The following is a 21,872-nucleotide window of genomic DNA, read 5'->3' on the forward strand; positions in this document are numbered from 1 at the left end:
TATGGACAGCGGGATCCGCACTTGGCGAAAGTGTTTCCCGGGCCCGCAACCGTTTCCCCGCAGGGGGCGGGGGTGGTCGCGCGCCCTTTCCAACGGGGGAAGTCCGATCTGTCACGAACGCAACCCTGCCCGGCAGGCGTTGCGGGGAGCGGGCTGCTCAGAGGGGGGTTCCACAGTGTCCTCATTGTCGACCACGGTGAGCGCACAAACCGCGCATCACCGAACAATGGCGGAGAGACGTACGCCACCACCGGACACCATTCCGATTTCCGTGACCTCTATCACACTGCCGTCCGTCGATCCGTTATCCCTTTACACCGTCTTGACGGAAAAGCACACCCCGGAGGACGTGTACCTCTTCGAAAGCCTCGACGGCCCGGCGCGGGACCGGCAGGCGGCGGCCGTCGGCTGGGGCCGACTCGCCGAACTGCGGTTCCTGGCCGACCGGTGCGAGCTGACCGCCGCCGGCCCGCTCGGCGGCGCGCTGCGCGCCGTGGTCACCGCGATCCTCGGCCCGCCCGTGCCGCACGACGCCACGACGTACGCCTGGGTCGTGCCCGGCCCGGCGCGGCTGTGGGCCGTGGTCCGCGCCGTGCACCGGGCGTTCGCGGTCTCCACGACGGTGCCGACCGACCGCTTCGCCTTCGGTTTCCTCACCACGCTGGCCTACGAGGCGGCCCGCGACATGGACGAACTCTCCCTCGACCGGACGGTCGACGACCTCCCCCGGTGCGCGCTGACACTGTTCCGGCACACCGTCTGGTGGGACCTGCGCGCCGGCACCGTCGACCAGCTCTCCGCCGCCGGCCCGCACCTGCCGCCGGAGGACACGCCGCCGGTGACGCGACTGCTCGCCGGGCGACCCGACCGCAACCCGGAGGTGCCGGCGGCGCCGGCGCCGGCCCGGGTCCACGACAACCTCGACGAGGAGACGTTCGCCCGGCGGGTACGGCGGTGCCTGCGGCACATCGAGGTGGGCGACAGCTACCAGATCCAGATCGGCCACCGCATCGAGGTGGAGACCGACCTCACCCCGGCGCAGGTCTACCGGCGGCTGCGGCACCGCAACCCGTCGCCGTACATGTACCTGGCGCCCTGGGCCGGGCGGACCGTGATCGGGGCCAGCCCGGAGCTGTTCCTGCGCATCGACGGCGACCGGCTGTCGATGCGCCCGATCGCCGGCACCGCCGCGCGCGCGGCCGACCCGGAGACCGACCGCCGCCGGGTCGACGAGCTGCTCGCCAGCGAGAAGGAGCGGGCCGAGCACGTGATGCTCGTCGACCTGTGCCGCAACGACATCGGCCGGGTCTGCGAGCCGGGCACGCTGTCGGTCGACGCGATGCTCGACGTCGAGCCGTTCGCATACGTGCACCACCTCGTCTCCACCGTCTCCGGCCGGCTCGACGACGGCGCGGACGTGTGGGCGGCGGTCTGCGCCGCGTTCCCGGCCGGCACCATGACCGGCGCGCCGAAGCTACGGGCCATGGAGATCATCGACGGGCTGGAGGACGAGCCCCGGGGCATCTACGCCGGCGCGATCGGGCTGGTCGACGTGCGCGGGTTCGCGGTGCTGGCGCTCTGCATCCGCACCGCCGTGCACGACGGGCACCGCTACCACACCCAGGCCTCCGCCGGCGTCGTCGCCGACTCCACGCCGGCCGCCGAGTGGCGGGAGACGCTGGCCAAGATGAGCGCCGCCTACTGGGCGCTGACCGGCGAGGAGCTGCTGCCGTGAAGGTCCTGCTCGTCGACGCGTACGACAGCTTCACCCACATCATCGACCAGTACCTGCGGACGCTCGGCGCGGCGACCGTGGTGGTCCGGTCCCGCTCCCGCACCCACGAGCAGCTCGCCGCGCTGCGCCCGGACGCGGTGGTGCTCGGCCCCGGTCCGGGCCATCCGGCCGACTCCGGGCACGTCGAGCTGGTGCACACGTTCGCCGGCCGGGTACCGCTGCTCGGCGTCTGCCTCGGCCACCAGGCGATCGGCCTGGCCTACGGCGGCACGGTCGCGGTCGCCCGGCATCTCATGCACGGCAAGACCAGCGAGGTCACGCACGACGGCCGGGGGGTGTTCGCCGGGGCGCCGGCGCCGCTGACCGTCACCCGCTACCACTCGCTGATCGTCGCCGACCCGGCGCCGCCGACGCTGGAGGTCACCGCGCGCGCCGCCGACGACGGCTACGTGATGGGGGTGCGCCACCGCACGCTGGCCGTGGAGGGGGTGCAGTTCCACCCGGAGAGCGTGATGACCCAGGACGGGCTGCGGCTGTTCGACACCTTCCTGCGCGGCGCGCCGTCGCCGGTCGCGGGCTGAGCGGCGGAGGACCGTGATGACCGAATCCCCGACCCCGCTCGCCGTGGTCACCGGCGGCGCCGGCGGCATCGGCCGGGCCGTCACCGCCGCGCTGACCCGCGCCGGGCACCGGGTGGTCAGCATCGACCGCGAACCGGCCGCCGACCCGTCGGCGTACGCGACGGTGGTCGCCGACCTGGCCGTGCCGGAGCGGGTGGAGCGCGTCGTCGCCGACGTGCGCGACCGCCACGGCCTACCCGACGTGCTGGTGAACAACGCCGGCGTCTACCTGGCCCGCGACTTCCTCGACTACGACGCGAAGACGTACGCCGAGGTGCTCGACGTCAACCTCGGCGCGACGTTCTTCGGCACCCTGGCGTACGCGCGGGCGCTGGTCGCCGCCGGCCGCCCCGGCACGGTGGTGAACGTCGCGTCGATCAGCGGCCGGTCCGGCAGCCCGGACGCCGCGTACGGCGCCTCCAAGGGCGCGGTGATCGCGCTGACCCGCAGCCTCGGCCGGGCGCTCGCCGCGCACCGGATCCGGGTCAACGCGGTGGCGCCGGGGCTGGTCGAGACGCCGATGGCCGACCGCGTCCCGGCCGCGCGCCGCGACGACTACCGGGCCCGGATCCCGGTCGGCCGCTTCGGCACGCCGGACGAGATCGCCGCGGCCGTCGCCTGGCTGGCCGACCCGGCCAGCAGCTACGTGACGGCCGCCGTGCTGGACGTGAACGGCGGCCTGCACTGACCCGCGCCACACCCGAAAGGACCCCGACCATGTGGCTCCCGACCACCGGCCCGGCGGCCGGCTTCGCCGCCGACTACCTGACCCTGCACCGCGCCTTCTTCGACCGCACGCTCACCGCCGAGCAGCTCGACTCCTGGCGGCGCCGGCAACTGCGGCGGGTGCTCGACCAGGTCGCCACCGGCTCGCCGTTCTACGCCCGGCACCTGGCCGGCGTCGACCTGGCCTCGGTCACGCCGGCCACCCTCAACACGTTGCCGTTCACCACGAAGGCGCACCTGCGCGAGGAGATGCTGGACGTGCTCAGCCGGCCGCTGGCCGAGGCCGTCTTCTTCTACGAGACCACCGGCACGACCGGGCCCGCCACCCCGTGCCCCCGCGACGGCCGGGAGGTGGTGGCCAGCAACGCCCACGTCACCGAGTCCTGGGCGTCGATCTTCCGGCACCACTTCGGCGACCACGCGCCCCGGGTGGGGCTGATGGGTCCGACCGAGGTGCACTCGTTCGGCGACACGCTCGGCGACGTCGCCCGCAACGTCGGCGCGATGAACGCCAAGATCTGGCCGTACTCGCCGGTGATCGGCTTCGCCAAGGCGCTGCAACTGATGAAGGACCTGGCCCTGGAGGTGATCTGCTGCACGCCCGGGGTGGCGCTGACGCTGGCCAAGGCCGCCGAGCACCACGGCTACCGGCTGCGTGAGGACTTCGGGGTCAAGCTGCTGTTCGTCACCGGGGAGATGTGCACGCCGGCGCTGGCGCACAACCTGGAGTCGGTGTGGGGCGCGGACGTCTACAACATCCTCTACGGGTCGCAGGAGGCGTTCGTCATCGCCACCGCCTGCCGCAACAAGCGGATGCACCTGTCCCAGACCAACTACCTGATCGAGGTGGTCGACCCGGAGACCGGCGAGTCGCACGGCCCGCGCGGCAGCGGCGAGCTGACCGTCACCATGCTCGTCGACGGGGTGAAGCCGCTGATCCGCTACCGCACCGGTGACGCGGTGGTGGTCGGCGCGTCGGACTGCGACTGCGAGCTGCCCGGCGACCTGGTGCAGATCGTCGGCCGGACGCTGGACCGGATCGAGCTGGGCGGCCGGCGGCGCACCGCCGGCCAGATCGAGAGCGCGGTGCTGACCGGGGTCACCGGCTCGGCCGGCTACCAGGTGGTGATCGACCACGACCCGGCCACCGGCGGCGACCGGCTGACCATCCGGCTGGAACTGCTCAAGGACCTGGTCGACGACCCGGCCCGGGTGGCCGCCGGGGTGCGCGAGCGGGCCGCCGACGCGCTCGGCGTGCCGGTCGAGGTGGAGCTGAGCGACGGGTTGGACCCGATCGTCAGCACCGGCGCGTTCGTGAGCTGGAAGGCCGCCCGGATCGTGGACCGGCGGGTCGCCGACGACCACGAGACCCGGGTGGCGCAGCGGATGGCGGGCAGGCGTGGCTACGACACCTGACACCGCCGCCACCGAGCCGGTCCCCGCGCTGCCCGGGCCGCTCGCCGGGGCGTACGGGCGGCGGTGGCGGGCGGTGGTGGACCGCTGGGCGCGCCACCCCGGCACGGCGGTGGCGACGCTCGGCCCGCCCGGCACGTCCAGCCACCTGACCGCCGCGTTCCTCGCCGAGCGGCACGCGCTGCGGATCGAGCTGTGCGACACGTTCGACGCGGTGCTCGGCGCACTGGTGGACCGCCGGGTGGAGCAGGCGCTGGTGCCCAGCGCCTACCAGGGCGCGACTCGCTTCCACTGGCACCGGGACCTGCGGCTGGACGCGTACTTCGCGCAGGCCACCCCGGAGTACGGCATCGCCGCCCGCGCGGACGGCGCGCCCGCCGGCGCCGGCGCGGTGACGGTGGCCGCGCTGTGGGAGGTCCGGCGGATCTTCGGCGACCTGGCGCCGTCCGCGCTGGCGGACCGCCCGGTGCGGTGGGTGGACGCGGACTCCACCCAGCACGCCGCCGAACTGCTCGCCGCCGGGGGCGCCGACCTCGCCGTGACGAACGCCCCGGGGGTACGCCGGCACGGGCTGCGCTGGGTGGTCCGCCGCCCCGGCGCGGAGATCGTCTGGCTGCTCTTCGGCCACCGCTGAACCCCTTCGAGAATCGGAGTGACCACCGTGTCCCGACGAACGTTGCTGCACCGCGCCACCGTCCAGGAGGGACTGGGCGTGGCGTCCCGACCGCACCACAGCGTGCTGCTCGACGGCGAGCGGATCGTCGCTGTGCTGCCCGAGGCGCAGGCGCCGCTGCACGACCCGGGTGTGGACGTGCTCGACCTGGACGGCCGGACGGTGATGCCGGGCATGACGCTCGGCCACACCCACATCGCCTACCTGAACGTGCTCGACGGCCGGGAGACGCTGTTCAAGTACACCGTCCCGGAGGTGACGCTCGGCGCGGCGGCGAACGCGGCGGCGATGCTCCGGCTGGGCTACACCGCGTTCGTCGGCGCCGGCTCGGTGGCCGGCATCGACATGGCGCTGCGGCGGGCGATCGAGGCCGGCCGGCTGCCCGGCCCGCGGATCACCCCGTGCAGCCGGGACCTGATGGTGTCCGGGCCGCCGGAACGCCGGAACCCGGCGGTCAAGCAGCGGATCCCCACCGACCTGATGCGGCTGGCCGACACCCCGGAGGAGCTCGTCGACTACGTCAACACCGAGGTCGACCAGGGCGCGGAGATCATCAAGGTGTTCTCCACCGGGGACGACACGTTCCCCAACGGCCGCTCGCACGAGCTGCTGTTCACCGCCGAGGAGCTGGTGGTCGCGGCCCGCGCGGCGCACGAGCGCGGGGTGCGGATCCGGGCGCACTCGCGCGGGCTGGGCGGCATCCGCAACGCCATCGCCGCCGGGGTGGACGTCATCGACCACGCCACGTACGCCGACGACGCGGCGCTGGAGGCGATCGCCGAACGCGGCATCTTCGTGGTGCCGAGCCTGCACCAGCCGCACCGGCTGCTCACCACCGGCACCGCGCACGGCAAGACCCCGGAGTACCTGGAGACGCTGGAGTTCGAGGCCGAGGTGGAGAACACGCTGCGGATCCTGCCGCTGATGGTCCAGATGGGCATCCCGATCGTGGCCGGCGACGACTTCGGCTTCGCCTGGACCCCGCACGGCCGCTACGCCGAGGAGCTGGAGACGTACGTGAGCATGGCCGGCATCCCGGCGTCCACGGTGCTGACCTGGGCCACCGCCAACGGCGCCCGGCTGGCCGGGCGGGGTGACGAGGCGGGCACGGTGCAGCCGGGCCGGCTGGCCGACCTGGTGGTCACCGACGGCGACCCGGCGCGGGACATCACCGTGCTGGGCCGCCCGGAGGCGATCGAACTGGTGCTGCTGGGCGGTGCGGTGGTCGCCGGGGACGCCGCCGCGTACCGGGACCGGCAGCCGGCGGGGGTGGCCTGATGCGGCGGCTCGTCCCCGTGGTCCCGCTGCTGGCGGTGGGCGCGTTCGCCATCGGCACGGACACGTTCGTGGTCGCCGGGGTGCTGCCCGAGGTGGCCCGGGACCTCGACGTGAGCGTCGCCTCGGCCGGCTGGGTGAGCACCGTGTTCGCGCTGGCCTACGCGGTCGCCGCTCCGGCGCTCGGCGCGGTCACCGGCCGCTGGGAGCGGCGTACCGTGCTGCTGCTCTCGCTGGCCGGGTTCACCCTGGGCAACGTCGCGTCGGCGCTGGCCCCCGACCTGCCGCTGCTGCTCGGCGCGCGGGTGCTGACCGCGGTGAGCGCGGCGCTGTACGTGCCCGCCGCGTCCGCCTCGGCCGCCGCGCTCGCCGCGCCGGAGCGGCGTGGCCGGGCCATGGCGGTGGTGCTCGGCGGTCTGTCCGCGGCCACCGTGGCGGGCGTGCCGTTCGGCACCTGGCTCGCCGCCGACCTGCGCTGGCAGGCCACGTTCTGGCTGCTCGCCGCGCTCGGCGCCGGCTGCGCGGCGGCGGTGTCGGTCGGGCTGCCGGCGATGCGGCTGCCGGCCGGCCCCGGGCTGGCCGCCCGGCTCGCGCCGTTGCGCCAGGCCCGGGTCGGCGCGGCGGTGCTCACCACCGCGCTGTTCATGACCGGGGGCTACCTGGCGCTGACCTACGTCGGGGCGTTGCTCGCCCCGGCCACCGACGGCGACGGGTCACTGCTGGCGGTGCTGCTGCTGGTCTTCGGCGTGCCGGGGGTCGTCGGCACGGTGCTCGGCGGTCGGGCCACCGACCGGTGGGGCGCCCGGCCGGTCCTGCTGGCCTCGGTCGCCGGGCTGGCGCTGGTGCTGGCCACGCTGCCGCTGACCCGGCAGGCGCTGCTGCCGGCCACGCTGGCCATGGCGGCGTGGGGGCTCACCGCGATGGCGACCCAGCCGGCCCAGCAGCACCGCCTCTTCACGGTCGCGCCGGGCTCCGGGCCGCTGCTGCTGTCGCTCAACTCGTCGGCCACGTTCCTCGGCATCGCGCTGGGCGGCTTCCTCGGCAACCGGGTGCTGCGGCACGGCGGCGAGCACGCCGTCGACCTGCTCGGTCCGGTCGGCGCGGCGCTGTGCGTGCTGGCGCTGGGCGCCGCGCTGCTCGGCGCGCGTGCCGCCGGAGCCGGGGACGACCGGGAACCGCCCGATCAGGGGGGAACCGGACGTGAGCCGGGCCGGCCCGCGCCGAGGGTCGCCGTGCGCCGGTGAGCTCCCCGATTGGCCTCACCGGATCCGCCCGGATTGGCCACAACCGGTGGCTGTTGCGCTCCGTACGGTCGGGGCGACCGTGTGAACCGAACCGACGAGGATGACGATGACCCAGCTCGACGACGGCGCCGACCGGTTGGCCGTCCGCATCGACGACCGGGTGCTGAGCAGCGTGCCGGACTACGTCCTCGGCCTGATCGCCGTGCCGGCGGTCGAGGTCGGGCCGGCCTCCCCGACCGTGGCGGCGCTGCTGGCCGCCGCCGAGGACGCGCTGCACCGGGCCGGCCTGGACAAGGCCGGGGTGGCGGAGCTGCCGGGCGTCGCCGCGTGGCGGGCGGCGTACCGGGCGGTGGGGGTGAACCCGAACCGGTTCCCGTGCGCCGCCGAGTCGATCGCCCGCCGGGTGGCCCGGGGCGACCGGCTGCCCCGGATCAACGCGCTCGTCGACCTGTGCAACGCGGTCTCGCTGGACACCGCGCTGCCGGTGGCCTCGTGCGCAATCGACGGCATCACCGAGCTGGTCGTCCGGCCGGCCGACGGCGCCGAGACGTACCTGCCGCTGGGCATGCCGGACACGCCGGAGCAACCCGATCCGGGTGAGATCGTCTACGCCGACGACGCCGGGCGGGCGCACTCCCGGCGCTGGAACTGGCGCCAGGGCCACCTGGTCCGCACCGACCTGGGCCGCCGCCGGCTGCTGCTCACCGTCGAGGCGGCCCACCCGGGCGGCCGGGCGGAGGTGGAGGCGGCGCTGACCCGGCTCGACACGACGCTCGACGACCTGACCGGCACGCCCCGGCCCCGGGCGGTGCTCGACCGGGACGGCCGGGACGCGGTGTTCGCCCTCGACGCCCCGCTCAGCCCCGCCGGCGGCACCCCGGGGAGCCGGTCGTGAACCGCGCGATCCTGGTCGTCTACCGGCCCGCCGCCGGGCGCTACCTCGCCCAGTTCCGCGCCGTGGTCGCCGCCGCCGCCGACCTGGGCGTGGACACGCTGGTGCTGCTGCCGGCCGACCAGCCGGCCCCGGAGGCCGCCGGCCTACCCTGTCACCGGGCCGACCTGGACGACCCGGAGGCCGTCCGGGCGGCGGTCGCGGGGATCGTGGCCGAGCGTCCGGTCGAGCGGATCTTCCCGCTGTTCGAGGGCGACGTGCTCACCGCGGCGCGGTGCCGGCGCGACCACGGCATCCCGGGCCTGGACCCGGAGCAGGCGCTGACGTTCCGGGACAAGAACGTGATGCACCGCCGCGCCACCGAGCTGGGCGTGCCGGTGGCCCGGTCCTGCCGGCCCGACACCGTCGGGGCGGTCGCCGAGTTCGCCGCCGAGGTGGGCTGGCCCGTGGTGGTCAAGCCGTACGCCGGCTGGGCCTGCGGCGACACCCACCGGGTGGACTCGGCCGACGACCTGGCCCGGGTCTGGCCGCTGGTCGCCGATGCCCGGCACGACTACCGGGTGGAGGAGTACGTGCGCGGCGCGGAGTTCCACGTCGACTCGCTGCTGCGCGACGGCGAGGTGGTCTTCGAGCAGCTGTCCCGCTACACCTACTCGGTGCTGGAGTTCCGCGACGAGCCGGGCGGCACGGTCTCCCGCAAGCACGACCTCGCCCCGGCGGAGCGGCGCATCCTGGCCGCCAACGCGGAGATCCTGCGCGGCTTCGGCATGCGTACCGGGGTCGCGCACGTCGAGTTCTTTCTCCGCGACGACGGCGAGGTGGTCTTCGGCGAGGCGGCCGCCCGGGCCGGCGGCGGCTCGATCGTCCCGGCGATCGAGGCCGGGCGCGGGATCAACCTGGCCGGCGAGTGGTGCCGGCTGGAGCTGGACCCGACGCACGTGCCGGCCACCGTGCTGGGCCCGGAGACCGGCACGGAATACCTCTGCTCCGACCGGTACGGCCGGATCACCGCGATCACCACCGCCGAGGAGCTGCGGGCGCTGGACTCGGTGCTCGACGCGGACGTGTGGAAGAGCGTCGGCGACGTGCTCGCCCCACCGACCGCCTCCAACGACGTCCTGGGCTGGTACGTCTGCGAGGGGCGGGACTTCGACGACGTGCGGGCCCGGTTCAAGACCATCCGGGACGCGTTCGAGGTGCGCACCGAGCCGGCCGGGGAGCCGTCATGTGGCTGAGCCGGTTCCGCGCCCTGCCGCGTCCGCTGCGGATGCTGGTGCTGGCCTCGTTCATCAACCGCGCCGGCATGTTCGTCTTCCCGCTGCTCGCGGTCTACCTGGTGCGCAGCCGGGAGCTGAGCACCGGCGAGGCGGGGGTGCTGATCTCGGTGGGCAGCACCGGCCTGCTCGCCGGGAGCCTGATCAGCGGCCCGGTCTGCGTCCGCGCCGGCCGCCGCGCCGCGCTGGTGTCCAGTCTGCTGCTCAACGCGGTCGGCTACCTCGGCCTGGCGGTGCTGGACGGTCCGCCGTGGACGTACTTGGCGCTGCTGTTCGTGGCGCTGGTCGGGATGGGCATGTTCGCGCCGGCGGCCAACACGCTGATCGCCGACTTGGCGGAGCCGGAGCAGCGGCCGTTCGCGTACACCGTCAGCTACATCGCCAACAACCTCGGCATGGGCGTCGGGCCGCTGCTGGGCGGTCTGGCCGCGGCCTACTCGTACGGGCTGATGTTCGCCGGCAACATCGCGCTCGGGCTGCTCGCCGCGCTCACCATCCGGCTGTTCGTGCCGGCCGACACCGGGCGGGACGCGGCGACGGTGCCCGCGCCGACCGGCGCGCGGCGGGCCGAGCTGCGGCGGGACCTGGACGTGGCGGTGCTGGTGGTGGTGTCGTTCTGCTACGTCGCGCCGCTGATCGGTCTGGAGTACACGCTGCCGCTCGCGGTCACCGAGGTGCTGGCGTCGTCGGTGGCGGTGGTCGGCGCGGTCTACACCGTCAACAGTGTGGTCGTGGTGGGCGCCGGCCTGCTGATCGAGAAGCGGATCAAGGCGTACCCGACGCGGACGCTGCTGATCGTCGCCGGCCTGCTGTGGTCGGCGGGGATGGCGGTGCTGGTGTTCGCGTTCTCGCTGCCGGCAGTGCTGCTGTCCACTGTGGTCTGGACGCTCGGCGAGATCATCGCGTCGGTGGTGGTGCCCACCTACATCGCCGACCATGTGGAGCCCCGCCGCGTCAGCGGGTTCATGGCGCTCAACGGCTTCGTGCTCAGCTCCGCCCGACTCGTGGTGCCGATGGGGCTGGGCTTCGTCTGGCAGGCCGGCGGGCACCGCCCGGTCCTGCTCCTGCTCCTGCTGACCCCGGTGGTCGGCGTGGTCGCGTTCGCAGTGCTGCGGGTGCGGCCCCAGGCCCGGCCCGTGCCGGAACCCGCCGCGCCGGCCACCGCCCGTCCGTGATCCACCCGACCCCTCACCGGAAGAGGCCATGACCACGACGAAGTTCGTCCTCCCCGAGAGCGACATCCCCACGACCTGGTACAACGTGGTCCCCGACCTGCCCAAGGGACTGCCCCCGATGCTGCATCCCGGCACCCGGGAGCCGATCACCCCGGCCGACCTGGCGCCGCTGTTCGCCTCCGAGCTGATCGCGCAGGAGTTCGCCACCGACCGGGACGTGGACATCCCCGGCCCGGTGCTCGACATCTACCGGCAGTGGCGGCCCAGCCCGCTGATCCGCGCCCGCCGGCTGGAGCGCGACCTGGACACCCCGGCCCGGATCTACTTCAAGTACGAGGGGGTCAGCCCGGCCGGCAGCCACAAGCCGAACACGGCCGTGCCGCAGGCGTACTACAGCAAGCTCGACGGCGTGCGGCGGCTGACCACGGAGACCGGCGCGGGCCAGTGGGGCAGCTCGCTGTCGATGGCGTGCGCCTACTTCGACCTCGAGTGCGACGTCTTCATGGTCCGGGTCAGCTATGACCAGAAGCCCTACCGGCGGGGCCTGATGGAGACGTTCGGCGCCACGGTCACCGCCAGCCCGAGCGACCGCACCGAGGCCGGCCGGGCGGTGCTCGCCGCCGACCCGGACGCCACCGGCAGCCTCGGCCTGGCCATCTCCGAGGCGGTGGAGGCGGCGATGGGCAGCGGCGGCTCGGCCCGCTACGCGCTCGGCTCGGTGCTCAACCTGGTGCTGATGCACCAGACGATCATCGGCCAGGAGGCGTTGCTCCAGCTCGAACTGGCCGACGACTATCCGGACGTGGTGGTCGGCGCGGCCGGCGGCGGCTCCAACTTCGCCGGGCTGGCCCTGCCGTTCCTGCGCCGGCAGTTCGAGGGCGGCCGGACGGTCCGCTTCCTGGCCGCCGAGCCGTCCTCCTGCCCGTCGTTGACCGAGGGCAGCTACGACTACGACTTCGGCGACACCGCCGGGCTCACCCCGCTGGCCAAGATGCACACGCTGGGCCACGACTTCCGCCCGCCGGCCATCCACGCGGGTGGGCTGCGCTACCACGGCATGGCGCCGATCGTGAGCGCGCTGCGCGAGGTGGACCTGATCGAGGCGCGGGCGGTGCCGCAGACCGCCTGCTTCGAGGCGGGCGTGCGGTTCGCCCGCAGCGAGGGGATCGTGCCGGCGCCGGAGTCCAGCCACGCCGTCCGGGTGGCGATCGACGAGGCGCTGCGCTGCCGGGAGACCGGCGAGGAGAAGGCGATCCTGTTCTCGCTGTCCGGGCACGGCCACTTCGACATGCAGGCCTACATCGACTACTTCGCCGGAAAGCTGACCGACTGAACGAGGCCGGGACGCGGCGCGGTGCGGCGCCGCGTCCCGGCCGACGAGCCCTCGGGGGTGCGATTGCCCAGCCAAGCAGCCACCATCCTGGCCATCAACGGATCCGAACGGGCCGGCGGCAACACCGACCTCGCGGTCGCGCACGCCGGGCGTCTGATCGCCGAGCGCGGCGCGGTCCTGCGCACCGTGCGGCTGCGCGAGCACCGGATCTCGCCGTGCAGCCCGTGCGGCGACTGCAACAGCCGTACGCTGCCCTGCCAGCTGGACGACGACGTCCCGGCGCTGGTGGAGCAGATGGTCCGCGCCGACGGGCTGATCTACGCCGCGCCGGTGCACGGGTTCGGCCTGGCCCACCTGATGCAGATCTTCATCGAGCGGGCCGGCGTCGGCTACCTGCGCTTCACCCGCCCGCTGGCGGACAAGGTGGGCGGCATCATCGTCACCGGACGCCGCTACAGCGACTCGTCGGTGCACAACCAGATCGTCAACAACCTGCTGCTCAACCGCATGATCCTGGTGGGCAGCGGCTTCCCCGTCCTGCTGCGCAACACCACCGGCACGCCCGGGCTGACCGACCCCGAGGGCGTCGACGCGCTGGAGCGGATGGTGCACCGGATGGTCGACATGGTGCAGCTGCTCCAGCAACACCGGCGGTCCACCGGCGGCCCGGTCCTGCCCCGGCGGGACCGCAACGAACGCGTGCCGCGGCAGCGCCGCGCCGAATCCGTCCCGAACAGAGGAGACACCGAGAATGTCCACTGAGCAGGCGACCGTGCCGGTCGGCATCGACTTCCCGGCGACCGAGTGGGAGAGGTGGGACAAGCCCGGCGCGGAGGGGCGCGTCAAGATCGCGTACGTCGGGGGGCAGCGGCTGCGGCTGCTGGAGCTGCCGGCCGGTTTCGACGAGCACCACTGGTGCCTGCGCGGCCACTCCGGCTACGTGCTGCGGGGCGAGTTCACCATCCACTTCCGGGACCGCTCGGTGCCGTGCCGCCCCGGCATGGGCTTCGTCATCCCCGACGACGAGGAGCACCGCTCGCAGGGCAGCGACGACGAGCCGACCGTCGTGTTCGTGATCGACCGGGTCCCGCAGCCGTGACCGACAGGTACGACGCGGGGGCGTCGGCCGGCTCGCCGCCGGTCGACGCCGTCGACGGTCCCGCCCGGATCGCCGAACTGCGGGCCGCCGTGGACCGGCTCGACCAGCGGATCGTCGAGCTGCTGGCGGTCCGTACCCGGGTGGTCCGGGAGTTGACCGTGCACAAGTCGGACGAGGCGGCGGTCCGGTCGCCGGACCGGGTCCGGCAGGTCCTGGACCGGGTCCGCGAGCTGGCCGACCGGCACGGCATGCCGCCGGAGGTCGCGGTGTCCACCTACCGCGCGCTGATCGAGGAGCTGACCCGGATGCAACTGGAGATGCTGGCGGCCCGGCGGGCCGCCCCGGCCCCGACGGACCGGCGATGACCGGGCTGCGCGCGCCGGTGGACCTGCGGCACGCGCTGGCCACGCTCGACCCGCTGCCGGGCGAGCTGGTGCGGGTGGCCGAGGAGTTGCCCGCCCGCTACGGCGTCTCGGCGCACTACGCCCGCTGGGCCGGCGCACCCGCCGCCCCGCCCACCGGTCCCGGCCCGGCCGTGCTCTTCGACCGGGTACGCCCCGACCACGGCCCCACCCGGGCCGTGCTGATGGGGCTCTACGGCACCCGCCGGCGGGCCGCCGGCCTGCTCGGCGTCACCCCGACCGAGCTGCCGCACCGGCTGCTCGACGCGGTGGCCGCACCCCGCCCGCCGGTGCCCGCGCCCGACCCGGCGCGGTGGCCCCGCAGGCGCCTGCCGACGGACCTCACCGCGCTGCCGGTGCCGGTGCTCACCGACGAGGACGCCGGTCCCTACCTGACGCTCGGCGCGGTGCTCGCCACCGACCCGGACACCGGCGTCCGCAACCTGTCCGTGCACCGGATGTGCGTGCAGGGCCCGGACACGCTGACCATCTGGATGGTCCCGGGTCGGGATCTCGAACTGGCCCACCAAGCCGCCCTGCGCCGGAGGGTCCCACTGCCGGTGGCGGTCCACCTCGGACTCGGCCCGGCGGTGCTGCTCTCCTCCTGCTGCCCGACCTCGCTGGTGCCGCCGGAGGTCGACGAGCTGGCGGTCGCCGGGGCGCTCGGCGGCCGGCCGGTCGAGCTGCTGCCGTGCGCCACCGTGGACGCCGAGTTCGTCGCGCACGCCGAGTACGTGATCGAGGGCGAGCTGCTGGCCGAGCACGCGCCGGAGAGCCGGCACGGCGCCGTCGCCACCCCGGAGTTCCTCGGCTACCAGGGCCGGGCGCACCCGTCGCTGCCGCTGATCCGGGTCACCGCGATCACCGCCCGGGAGAGCCCGATCCTGCAGGCCGTCTCCGGCCCCGGCCACGAGCAGTCGGTGCTGCTCGGCTTCGGGATGGAGGCCGCCGTGCTGGACCTGCTGCGCCGCCGCGGCACGCCGGCGCGGGCCGCGCACTGCCACACCGCCGGCGGCGGTCAGCTCATGGTGGTGCTCCAGTGGCCGGCCAAGCGCGACCCGGCCGACGACGCGGCGGTCCGGGCCGCCGGCGAGGCGGTGCTGGACGCGTTCCGGATGGCCAAGCTGGTGCTCTGCGTCGACGAGGACGTCGACGTCGAGTCCGACCAGGACCTGTGGTGGGCGATGGTGACCCGCTTCCAGGCCGACCAGGACCTGCGGGTGCTGCCGGACCGGGAGGGCTTTCCGCTGGATCCGAGCCAGCACACCGGCTACTCCCGCTCGCTGTCGGCCGACGGGCGGACCGCGAAGGCGGTCTTCGACTGCACCGTGCCGTACGCCCAGCGCGACCGGTTCCGCCGGCCCCGGTTCACCGAGCCGTCGCGTCCCGCACCGCGGCGGCCAGCAGCGCCACTCCCTCGGTGATCCGGGTGGTGGGCAACGCCGCGTACCCGATCAGGAACGTCGGCTCGGACGGCGGGTGGGTGACGAAGTAGCCGGAGGCCGGATAGACCCGCACGCCGCGCGCCGCGGCGGCGCGCACGATCGCCGTCTCGTCGGCGCCGGGCGCGCCGCCGAGCGTGACCAGCACGTGCAGCCCGGCGGCGGCGCCGGAGACGCGCACGCCGGCGCCGAAGTGCTCGTAGAGCGCCTCCAGCAGCCGGGCCCGGCGCTGCCGGTAGAGCCGGTCCATCCGGCCGATGTGCCGGGCGTACGCGCCGGAGCCGACGAACTCGGCCAGTGCCTCCTGGGTGAGCGTCGGGGTCAGCCGATCGGTGATCCACTTGATGCCGAGGAACGGCCGGACCAGGTGCGGCGGCAGGACCGCGTAGCCGATGCGCAGCGAGGGGAACAGAGTCTTGCTGAAGCTGCCGACGTAGGCCACGTCGGCGCCCTGCGGATCGGCGGCCAGCGAGGGCAGCCGCTCGGCGACGAAGCTGAACTCGTTGTGGTAGTCGTCCTCCAGCACCGTGACGCCGTGCTCGCGGGCCCAGCGCAGCAGCGCCCGCCGCCGCCGCTCGGACATGACGAACCCGGTCGGGAACTGGTGCGACGGGGTGACGTAGACCAGGCGTACCCGGGCCGGGTCGAGGCCGTGGCCGCGGACCCGGTCGGCGATCTCGTCGACCCGCAGCCCCTCGGCGTCGACCGGGACCGGCACCACCGCCGCCCGGGAGTAGCCGAAGATCTGCCGCAGCACGGTGTGGCTCGGGTCCTCGATCACCACCACGTCGTCCGGGCCGACGAGCTGCCGGACCAGGATGTCCATGGCCTGGGTGGCGCCGCTGGTCACGATCGTGTGCTCGCGGGACACGTCCAGCGCCCGGCTGCGCCGCAGCAACGCGGTGATCTGGTCGCGCAACGCCGGTGAGCCCTCGGCCGGGCCGTAGCCCAGGGCCACCGCGTCGGCCCGGCTCACCGCCTCGGCGAGCGACTGCCGCCACCGGGCCACCGGGAAGCTGGCCAGCGCCGGCGTGCCGTGCCGGAAGTCGTACGCGCCGTCGGGCCGGTGCATGGGCGCCGGTTCCCACGGTCGCCACAGTGGACTGCCCGCGTCGGTGGGCAGCGGCGGCTCCGGCCGCAGCGGCGCCCGGGCCGGCGGGTCGCGGTGTGGCAGGTCGGGCACCGCGCCGCTGACCCGGGTGCCGGAGCCGCGGCGGGAGGTGAGGACACCGTTGGCCCGCAGCAGCTCGTACGCGCGGGTCACCACGGTGCGGGAGACACCGAGCTGGTGGGCCAGCTCCCGGCTGGGCGGCACCGGGTCACCGGCGCGCAGTCGGCCGCTCCGCACGGATCCGCTGATCTGGTCGCAGAGCTGCTGCTGCAACGGCACCGAGCTGTCCCGGTCCAGCACGACAAGCAGCTGCGACCCACCCACCCGACCCGCTCCCCCGCCTGTGATCCCCCACCCCGATCCTAGTGCCCCCGCCTCTCTCCACCGATCGATCATGCAGGTGGCGGCATGATCCGAGATCGACTTCGCCGCCACCTTCATGATCGACGGGTTCACGACCTGTCGTCAGAGGGGGCCCAGCACGTCGGCGGGGTCGGCGTCCAGCGCCAGCGTCTCCAGCACGGTGAGCAGTCGCCGTTCCTCGTACCGGAAGTGCGACTCCATGATCGCGGCCACCCCCTCCAGGTGCCGGCCCAGTTCCTCCGGCGGGGCGTCCCGGGTCACCGCGGCGCTCAGGCCGGCGAGCAGGTGCCCGATCATCGAGTGGTCCTGCCGCAACTGGTGCAGGGTTTCCCGCAGCTCGGGGTGGTGCCGCGCGATCGCCGGGAACAGCTCCCGGTCCTCGCCCTCGTGGTGCGCGCTCAGCGCGGCACAGAACCCGTGACAGAACAGCAGCAGATCACGCGTCGCCGGCTCCGCCGGCGTGCCGTCGGCCAATGCCTGCCGCGTCACCCGCAGCGCCTCGCGCAGCCGCTCGTGGACGGCGCGCATCTCCTGACTCCAGGCCACCAGCCTGGTCTTTCCACCCTCACCCACGGGGAGAGGGCGAAGGGACGGCGATCATCATCGTCGTGCTCCCTCCGGTCCGGCGCCTCCATGCCTGGCACGGCCTGCCACCGACACGCGACGCTGCGCCGAGTCTAGGGCACGACGCGGGCCGCCCGGCCCCCGGCTCGATCGCCGGGGACCGGGCGCGGATCCGTCGTCAGCGACCCTCGTCCGACCGGACCGTCGCCGGCGCGGGGGCGCCCCGGGTGGTCGCCAGGCTCCATCCGATGGAGACGGCGAGGGTGGCCACGATGACGCCGAGGGTCAGCGGGATGGGCAGCTTGCCGACCGGGGTCTCGGAGAGGATCAGCTTCACCCCGGCGAAGGCGAGCAGGAACGCCAGTCCGTAGTGCAGGTGCACGAAACGACGCAGCAGGCCGGCGAGGCAGAAGTAGAGGCTGCGCAGACCGAGCACGGCGAACGCGTTGGCGGTCCAGACGATGAACGTGCTGGTGGTGATCGCCAGGATGGCGGCGACCGAGTCGATCGCGAAGATCAGGTCGGTGGCCTCGACGGCGACGAGCACCACGAACAGCAGCGTCGCGACGCGCCTGCCGTCGAGGCGGGTGAAGAACCTGTCGCCGTGGTAGCGGGCGTCGGTGGGGATGACCCGGCGCACGGCGCGGACGACGAGGTTGCGCTCGGGACGCATCTCGGCGTCGTGCCGGAAGGCCATCTTCCAGCCGGTCCAGACGAGGAACAGGCCGAAGACGTAGGCGGTCCAGAAGAACGTCTCCAGCAGCCCGGCGCCGACGAAGATGAAGACCAGCCGGAACAGCAGCGCGCCGATGACGCCCCAGAACAGCACCTTGTGCTGGTACGCGGCCGGGACCGCGAAGTAGGTGAAGACCAACGCGAAGACAAAGACGTTGTCCACCGACAGCGCCTTCTCGATCAGGTAGCCGGCGTAGTAGGCGCCGGCGGCCTCGTCGCCCTGCCACAGCCACAACACCACACCGAACGCCAGTCCGGCGGCGATCCAGACCGCCGACCACACGGCCGCCTCGCGGAAGCCGATGACGTGGTTGTCCCGGTGCAGGAACAGGTCGACCGCCAGCATCACGGCGATCGCGGCGGTCAGGGCCAACCAGGCCCACAGGGGTACGGACACGCGCGGCGCTCCCTCCGACCGGGCCGGCTGGTCGCCGGCGAACGGGTCGAAGGTCTCCCCGGACCGCCGCGCGGGCGGCCCGCGCGGCCGGGACCCGTGGTGGGTCCGTCCTGACGACCGCGCGTCCGGTGGCGGGTACTCCCCCTCGAACTACGTTCCATTATTCACGAAGCGCAGTTCGTGTGTCAACCTCCGTCAGTAGCGGTCCCGGGTGCCGAGCAGGGCGTGGTGGACGGCCCGGCGCCAGGGCGCCAGCTCCCGGTCCAGCTCGGCCCAACGACTCTCGTCCACGTGCAGCGTCCCGTCGACCCGGGGAAGTTCCTCGACCAGCCGCATCCGCTGGTCCTCCGCGGGATGGGTGCTCCACAGGTCGGTGCCGCGCCGGGTGAGCTGGCGGGCCAGCGGGAGCTTCGGCGCCAGGTGCTCCCGTAGCTCGGCCGCCATCGGTTCGAGCCGCTCACCGTCGATGCGGGGCGCCAGGTGCCACAGCTCGGACCAGATCCGCTCGGCGAGCAGGACGACCTCACAGGACCGGAGGAACGCGTCCGTGCCCGCCACCCGGCGCGCCATCAGGTCCGCCCGGTACTCGGCCCGCCGGCTGTCCGGCATCGCGACGCTGTCGACGAGCAGTTGCGCGGTGGCGCCGAGGACGTTCACCAGCCCCAGGAGCGCGTGCACCACGAGCGACAACAGGGCGGCGAGGCCACCACCGTGCACGGCCACGGAGTCGGCGCCGTGCACCGCGCGCAGCCACGGGTTCCGCCCGCCGGTGGCCGCCACCGCCCGGGCGCCGAACGCGCGCGCCAGCAGCGTCCGACGTACCCGGCGTGGATCCCCGTTGGCGAGGTGCCCCAGCTCGTGGGCCAGGAGCGCCACCCGGGCGGGGCGGGGCAGCATCACCCACAGCGGAACGCCGATGACGAGCACCGACCGTTGTCGCCAGCCCAACCGGGCGACGCCCGCGTTGATGCTGAGGTCGGCGCAGATCACGTCCGGGACCGGCGTGCCCGCCGCCCGGGCCACCTCGCCCACCAGGCGGTGCAGCTGCGGCGCGTCCCGCTCGCTGAGCACGCCCGCGCGGGGCACCCGCCCGAAGGCGGGCTTCACGAGCAGCAGCACGAGCACGGCGGGAAGCGCGAACGCCACCCGCACGCCGGCGGGCAGGCCGCTGGCCAGGAAGAGCCAGCCGAGGTAACCCACCGCGACCGCCCCGACCAGCCCCAGCGCCACCGAGACCGCCGACAGCCAGACCTCGCCGGTGGACGTCTCGGCCGAGCCGGCGTCGGGATCCGCCGACAGCTCCGCGCGGGTCGCCCGGTCGATCCGCAGGCCCCGCCGGAACCCCCATCGCCCGACCAGCTTCGTCCCCCGCCAGGGCGCCAACGCGGGGTCGTACTCGTCCAGGTTCCACCGGCACCCGGGGCACCAGGAGGCGCTCTCGGGCCCCGCCGAGACCAGCTCGTGGCCACAGCCGGCACACCTGCCCGGCGGCATGATCGTCGTCGACACGAGGCAGGAGTGTAGGGCGCGGCGGCCGATCGCGGCGGCCCCGGCGGTGCGGGGTTCGACGCCGCCCCACAGGGGTGGACCCGGTGGTGGACCGCTACCGGAGGCGGTGAACCTCCGGCGCCGGGTGCAGCCGGCCGTCGCGCATCTCGACCGTCCGGTCCGCGGCGGCGAGGTGGTCCCGGTCGTGGGTGACCAGGACGGTGGCCGTGCCCCGCTCGCGGGTGAGCCGGGCGATCAGGTCGACGACCGCGGCGCCCCGCTCGTGGTCGAGCGCGCTGGTCGGCTCGTCAACCAGCAGCACCACCGGGTCGTTCACCAGCGCGCGGGCGATGTTCACCCGTTGGCGCTGACCGCCGGAGAGCTGGTGCGGCCGCCGTCCCGCCTGCGCACCGAGACCGACCGCGTCGAGCAGGTCGTCCGCCCGCCGCCGGACCCGGGCCGGTGACCGTCCGTCCAACGTGGCCATCACCTGGAGCTGCTCGGCGGCGGTCAGCGAGGGCAGCAGGTTGGGTTGCTGGAAGACGATGCCGATCGCGCGTCGGCGCAGAGTGGCGAGCGCGCCCCGGGTCAGGCCGGTGGTGACGACGCCGTCGACGGCGACGCCCCCGGTGTCCGGGGTGACGAGCGTGGCGGCGACCGCCAGCAGGCTCGACTTGCCGGAGCCGGAGGGGCCGACCACGGCGGTGAGGCTTCCCCTCGGCACCGACAGGGTGACGTGGTCGAGGGCTGTGAGCCGGCTGTCCCCGTCCGGATAGGTGAGGGTGACATCGGTCAGGTCGAGGCTCATCGGACGCTCCCCAGGGCGGTCAGCGGGTCGACGGAGGTGATGCGGCGCACCGACAGGGCGGCCCCGACCGTGCCGAGCAGCACCATCACCGCCGCCGGGAGCGCGACGGTGGCGGGGGTCAGCACGAACGGCACGTCCGAACCGGAGAGGGCGGCGCCGAGCCCGGCGGCGACGGCGGTGCCCACGACGGTGCCGCCGACCAGCAGGATCCCGGCCTGGCCGAGCGCGTCGACCAGCAGCGCGGCGGTGGAGGCGCCGAGCGCTTTGAGGACCGCGACGTCGCCGCCGCGCTGGATCGTCCAGACCGTGAAGAAGGCGCCGACGACCAGCGCGGAGATGGCGAACAGGAAGCCACGCATGAGTTGCAGCGACCCGTTCTCCGAGCGGTAGGAGCCGATCGCGGTCACCGACTCGTTCGTGCCGACGGTCCGGGTGCCGGCGGCCCGGTCGGCGGCGGCCACGTCCACGTCGGGACCGGTCCGCAACGCGATCACGGTGGCGGTGTCCGCGCCGGCGGCCACGGTGCGCCGCCACGAGTCCAGGCTGGCCCAGACCACCGGGGTGTGGCTGAAGGAGGCGTCGCCGCGTACCGCCGCCACCGTCAGCTCCCGTCCGGCCAGGGTGAGGCGGTCACCGGTGCGCAGGCCCAGGTCGGCGGCGGCCGTGGTGGTGAGAACCGCCGTACCGTCGTCGAGGTCGACGCCCGGCGGGCCGAGGCGGGAGCCGGGCCGGATGCCGAAGACGGAGACCGCGGCGCCCCGGCCGCCAGCGGTCACCCGGGTGGTGCTGATGCCGAGCGGCTCGGCGGCGGTCACGCCGGGCGTGGCCGCCCACTGCCGCCACTGCCGTTCGGTGACGGTCGAGTCCCCGTACGACGCCGGCCCGCCGCCGAAGGCGATCCGGTCGGCGGGCAGGCCGGTGATCGCGGACGTGTTCTGCCGGTCCAACCCGGCGGTCAGCCCGGACAGCAGGCCGACCAGCAGCGTGATCAACACGATGACGGCGCCCATCAGGGCGAAGCGCCCCTTGGCGAATCTCAGGTCTCTCCAGGCGACGAACACGGCAGCGGCGGTCCCTTCCGGCGACGGATGCGGTCGCCCTCCA

21 protein-coding genes are annotated in these 21,872 nt (G+C 74.3%); 15 read left to right on the forward strand and 6 right to left on the reverse strand.

Annotation, left to right across the window (positions count from 1 at the left end; genetic code table 11):
* The first annotated feature begins 349 nt into the window (after positions 1-349).
* The 15 genes from O7600_RS06660 (at position 350) to O7600_RS06730 (ending at position 15,284) form a co-directional block, all read left to right on the forward strand.
* Complete coding sequence (locus O7600_RS06660; RefSeq protein WP_281592802.1) at positions 350-1,735, forward strand: anthranilate synthase component I family protein; 1,386 nt, start codon at positions 350-352, stop codon at positions 1,733-1,735.
* Entirely contained in the window at positions 1,732-2,316 is a 585-nt protein-coding gene (locus tag O7600_RS06665) for an aminodeoxychorismate/anthranilate synthase component II (protein ID WP_281592803.1), read from the forward strand. The genes O7600_RS06660 and O7600_RS06665 overlap by 4 nt, the downstream gene beginning before the upstream one ends.
* A 16-nt stretch (positions 2,317-2,332) precedes the next feature.
* On the forward strand, positions 2,333-3,043 hold the full coding sequence (locus tag O7600_RS06670) for an SDR family oxidoreductase (protein ID WP_281592804.1): 711 nt from the start codon (positions 2,333-2,335) through the stop codon (positions 3,041-3,043).
* 29 nt (positions 3,044-3,072) lie between these two features.
* Positions 3,073-4,497, forward strand: coding sequence for a phenylacetate--CoA ligase family protein (locus O7600_RS06675; RefSeq protein ID WP_281592805.1), 1,425 nt, complete (start codon positions 3,073-3,075; stop codon positions 4,495-4,497).
* A complete protein-coding gene (locus O7600_RS06680; RefSeq protein WP_281592806.1) occupies positions 4,481-5,128 on the forward strand; it encodes a prephenate dehydratase in 648 nt (215 codons plus the stop codon). Before O7600_RS06675 ends, O7600_RS06680 begins: the two co-directional genes overlap by 17 nt.
* A gap of 27 nt (positions 5,129-5,155) precedes the next feature.
* Positions 5,156-6,445 carry an amidohydrolase family protein gene (locus O7600_RS06685; protein WP_281592807.1) on the forward strand — a complete coding sequence of 430 codons (1,290 nt, stop codon included), beginning with the start codon at positions 5,156-5,158 and terminating at the stop codon, positions 6,443-6,445.
* Positions 6,445-7,686 (forward strand): MFS transporter, encoded by a 1,242-nt coding sequence (locus O7600_RS06690; RefSeq protein WP_281592808.1) that lies wholly within the window; start codon positions 6,445-6,447, stop codon positions 7,684-7,686. Before O7600_RS06685 ends, O7600_RS06690 begins: the two co-directional genes overlap by 1 nt.
* A gap of 106 nt (positions 7,687-7,792) precedes the next feature.
* Positions 7,793-8,581 (forward strand): phenylalanine--tRNA ligase beta subunit-related protein, encoded by a 789-nt coding sequence (locus tag O7600_RS06695; protein WP_281592809.1) that lies wholly within the window; start codon positions 7,793-7,795, stop codon positions 8,579-8,581.
* Entirely contained in the window at positions 8,578-9,813 is a 1,236-nt protein-coding gene (locus O7600_RS06700) for an ATP-grasp domain-containing protein (RefSeq protein WP_281592810.1), read from the forward strand. Before O7600_RS06695 ends, O7600_RS06700 begins: the two co-directional genes overlap by 4 nt.
* Positions 9,804-11,027 carry an MFS transporter gene (locus O7600_RS06705; RefSeq protein ID WP_281592811.1) on the forward strand — a complete coding sequence of 408 codons (1,224 nt, stop codon included), beginning with the start codon at positions 9,804-9,806 and terminating at the stop codon, positions 11,025-11,027. The genes O7600_RS06700 and O7600_RS06705 overlap by 10 nt, the downstream gene beginning before the upstream one ends.
* Positions 11,028-11,055: 28 nt before the next feature.
* Positions 11,056-12,360 (forward strand): TrpB-like pyridoxal phosphate-dependent enzyme, encoded by a 1,305-nt coding sequence (locus O7600_RS06710; RefSeq protein WP_099160513.1) that lies wholly within the window; start codon positions 11,056-11,058, stop codon positions 12,358-12,360.
* A 57-nt stretch (positions 12,361-12,417) separates the two neighbouring features.
* Positions 12,418-13,122: a flavodoxin family protein gene (locus O7600_RS06715; protein ID WP_246248268.1), complete on the forward strand. Its 705-nt coding sequence runs from the start codon at positions 12,418-12,420 to the stop codon at positions 13,120-13,122.
* Positions 13,112-13,459, forward strand: a complete 348-nt coding sequence (locus tag O7600_RS06720; RefSeq protein ID WP_281592812.1) for a cupin domain-containing protein — start codon at positions 13,112-13,114, stop codon at positions 13,457-13,459. The genes O7600_RS06715 and O7600_RS06720 overlap by 11 nt, the downstream gene beginning before the upstream one ends.
* The gene (locus tag O7600_RS06725; RefSeq protein WP_281592813.1) at positions 13,456-13,824 is read left to right on the forward strand and encodes a chorismate mutase; all 369 of its coding nucleotides are present in this window, start codon (positions 13,456-13,458) and stop codon (positions 13,822-13,824) included. Before O7600_RS06720 ends, O7600_RS06725 begins: the two co-directional genes overlap by 4 nt.
* Positions 13,821-15,284, forward strand: a complete 1,464-nt coding sequence (locus O7600_RS06730; RefSeq protein ID WP_281592814.1) for a UbiD family decarboxylase — start codon at positions 13,821-13,823, stop codon at positions 15,282-15,284. The genes O7600_RS06725 and O7600_RS06730 overlap by 4 nt, the downstream gene beginning before the upstream one ends.
* Here the strand turns inward: O7600_RS06730 and O7600_RS06735 are convergent.
* The 6 genes from O7600_RS06735 to O7600_RS06760 all read right to left on the reverse strand — a co-directional run bounded on the left by O7600_RS06735 (position 15,229) and on the right by O7600_RS06760 (position 21,829).
* On the reverse strand, positions 15,229-16,737 hold the full coding sequence (locus O7600_RS06735; protein WP_281592815.1) for a PLP-dependent aminotransferase family protein: 1,509 nt from the start codon (positions 16,735-16,737) through the stop codon (positions 15,229-15,231). The two genes, O7600_RS06730 and O7600_RS06735, sit on opposite strands and share 56 nt — an antisense overlap.
* Positions 16,738-16,878: 141 nt before the next feature.
* The gene (locus O7600_RS06740) at positions 16,879-17,349 is read right to left on the reverse strand and encodes a hemerythrin domain-containing protein (protein ID WP_281592816.1); all 471 of its coding nucleotides are present in this window, start codon (positions 17,347-17,349) and stop codon (positions 16,879-16,881) included.
* Between the two features lie 169 nt (positions 17,350-17,518).
* Entirely contained in the window at positions 17,519-18,472 is a 954-nt protein-coding gene (locus O7600_RS06745; protein ID WP_281592817.1) for a TerC family protein, read from the reverse strand.
* 195 nt (positions 18,473-18,667) lie between these two features.
* Positions 18,668-19,981, reverse strand: a complete 1,314-nt coding sequence (locus tag O7600_RS06750) for a M48 family metallopeptidase (protein WP_281592818.1) — start codon at positions 19,979-19,981, stop codon at positions 18,668-18,670.
* Positions 19,982-20,075: 94 nt separating this feature from the next.
* Positions 20,076-20,768 (reverse strand): ABC transporter ATP-binding protein, encoded by a 693-nt coding sequence (locus O7600_RS06755; RefSeq protein ID WP_281592819.1) that lies wholly within the window; start codon positions 20,766-20,768, stop codon positions 20,076-20,078.
* Complete coding sequence (locus tag O7600_RS06760) at positions 20,765-21,829, reverse strand: ABC transporter permease (RefSeq protein WP_281592821.1); 1,065 nt, start codon at positions 21,827-21,829, stop codon at positions 20,765-20,767. The genes O7600_RS06755 and O7600_RS06760 overlap by 4 nt, the downstream gene beginning before the upstream one ends.
* Between the last annotated feature and the right edge of the window lie 43 nt (positions 21,830-21,872).

Source organism: Micromonospora sp. WMMA1998, from assembly GCF_027497375.1.
Taxonomy (GTDB): domain Bacteria; phylum Actinomycetota; class Actinomycetes; order Mycobacteriales; family Micromonosporaceae; genus Micromonospora; species Micromonospora sediminicola.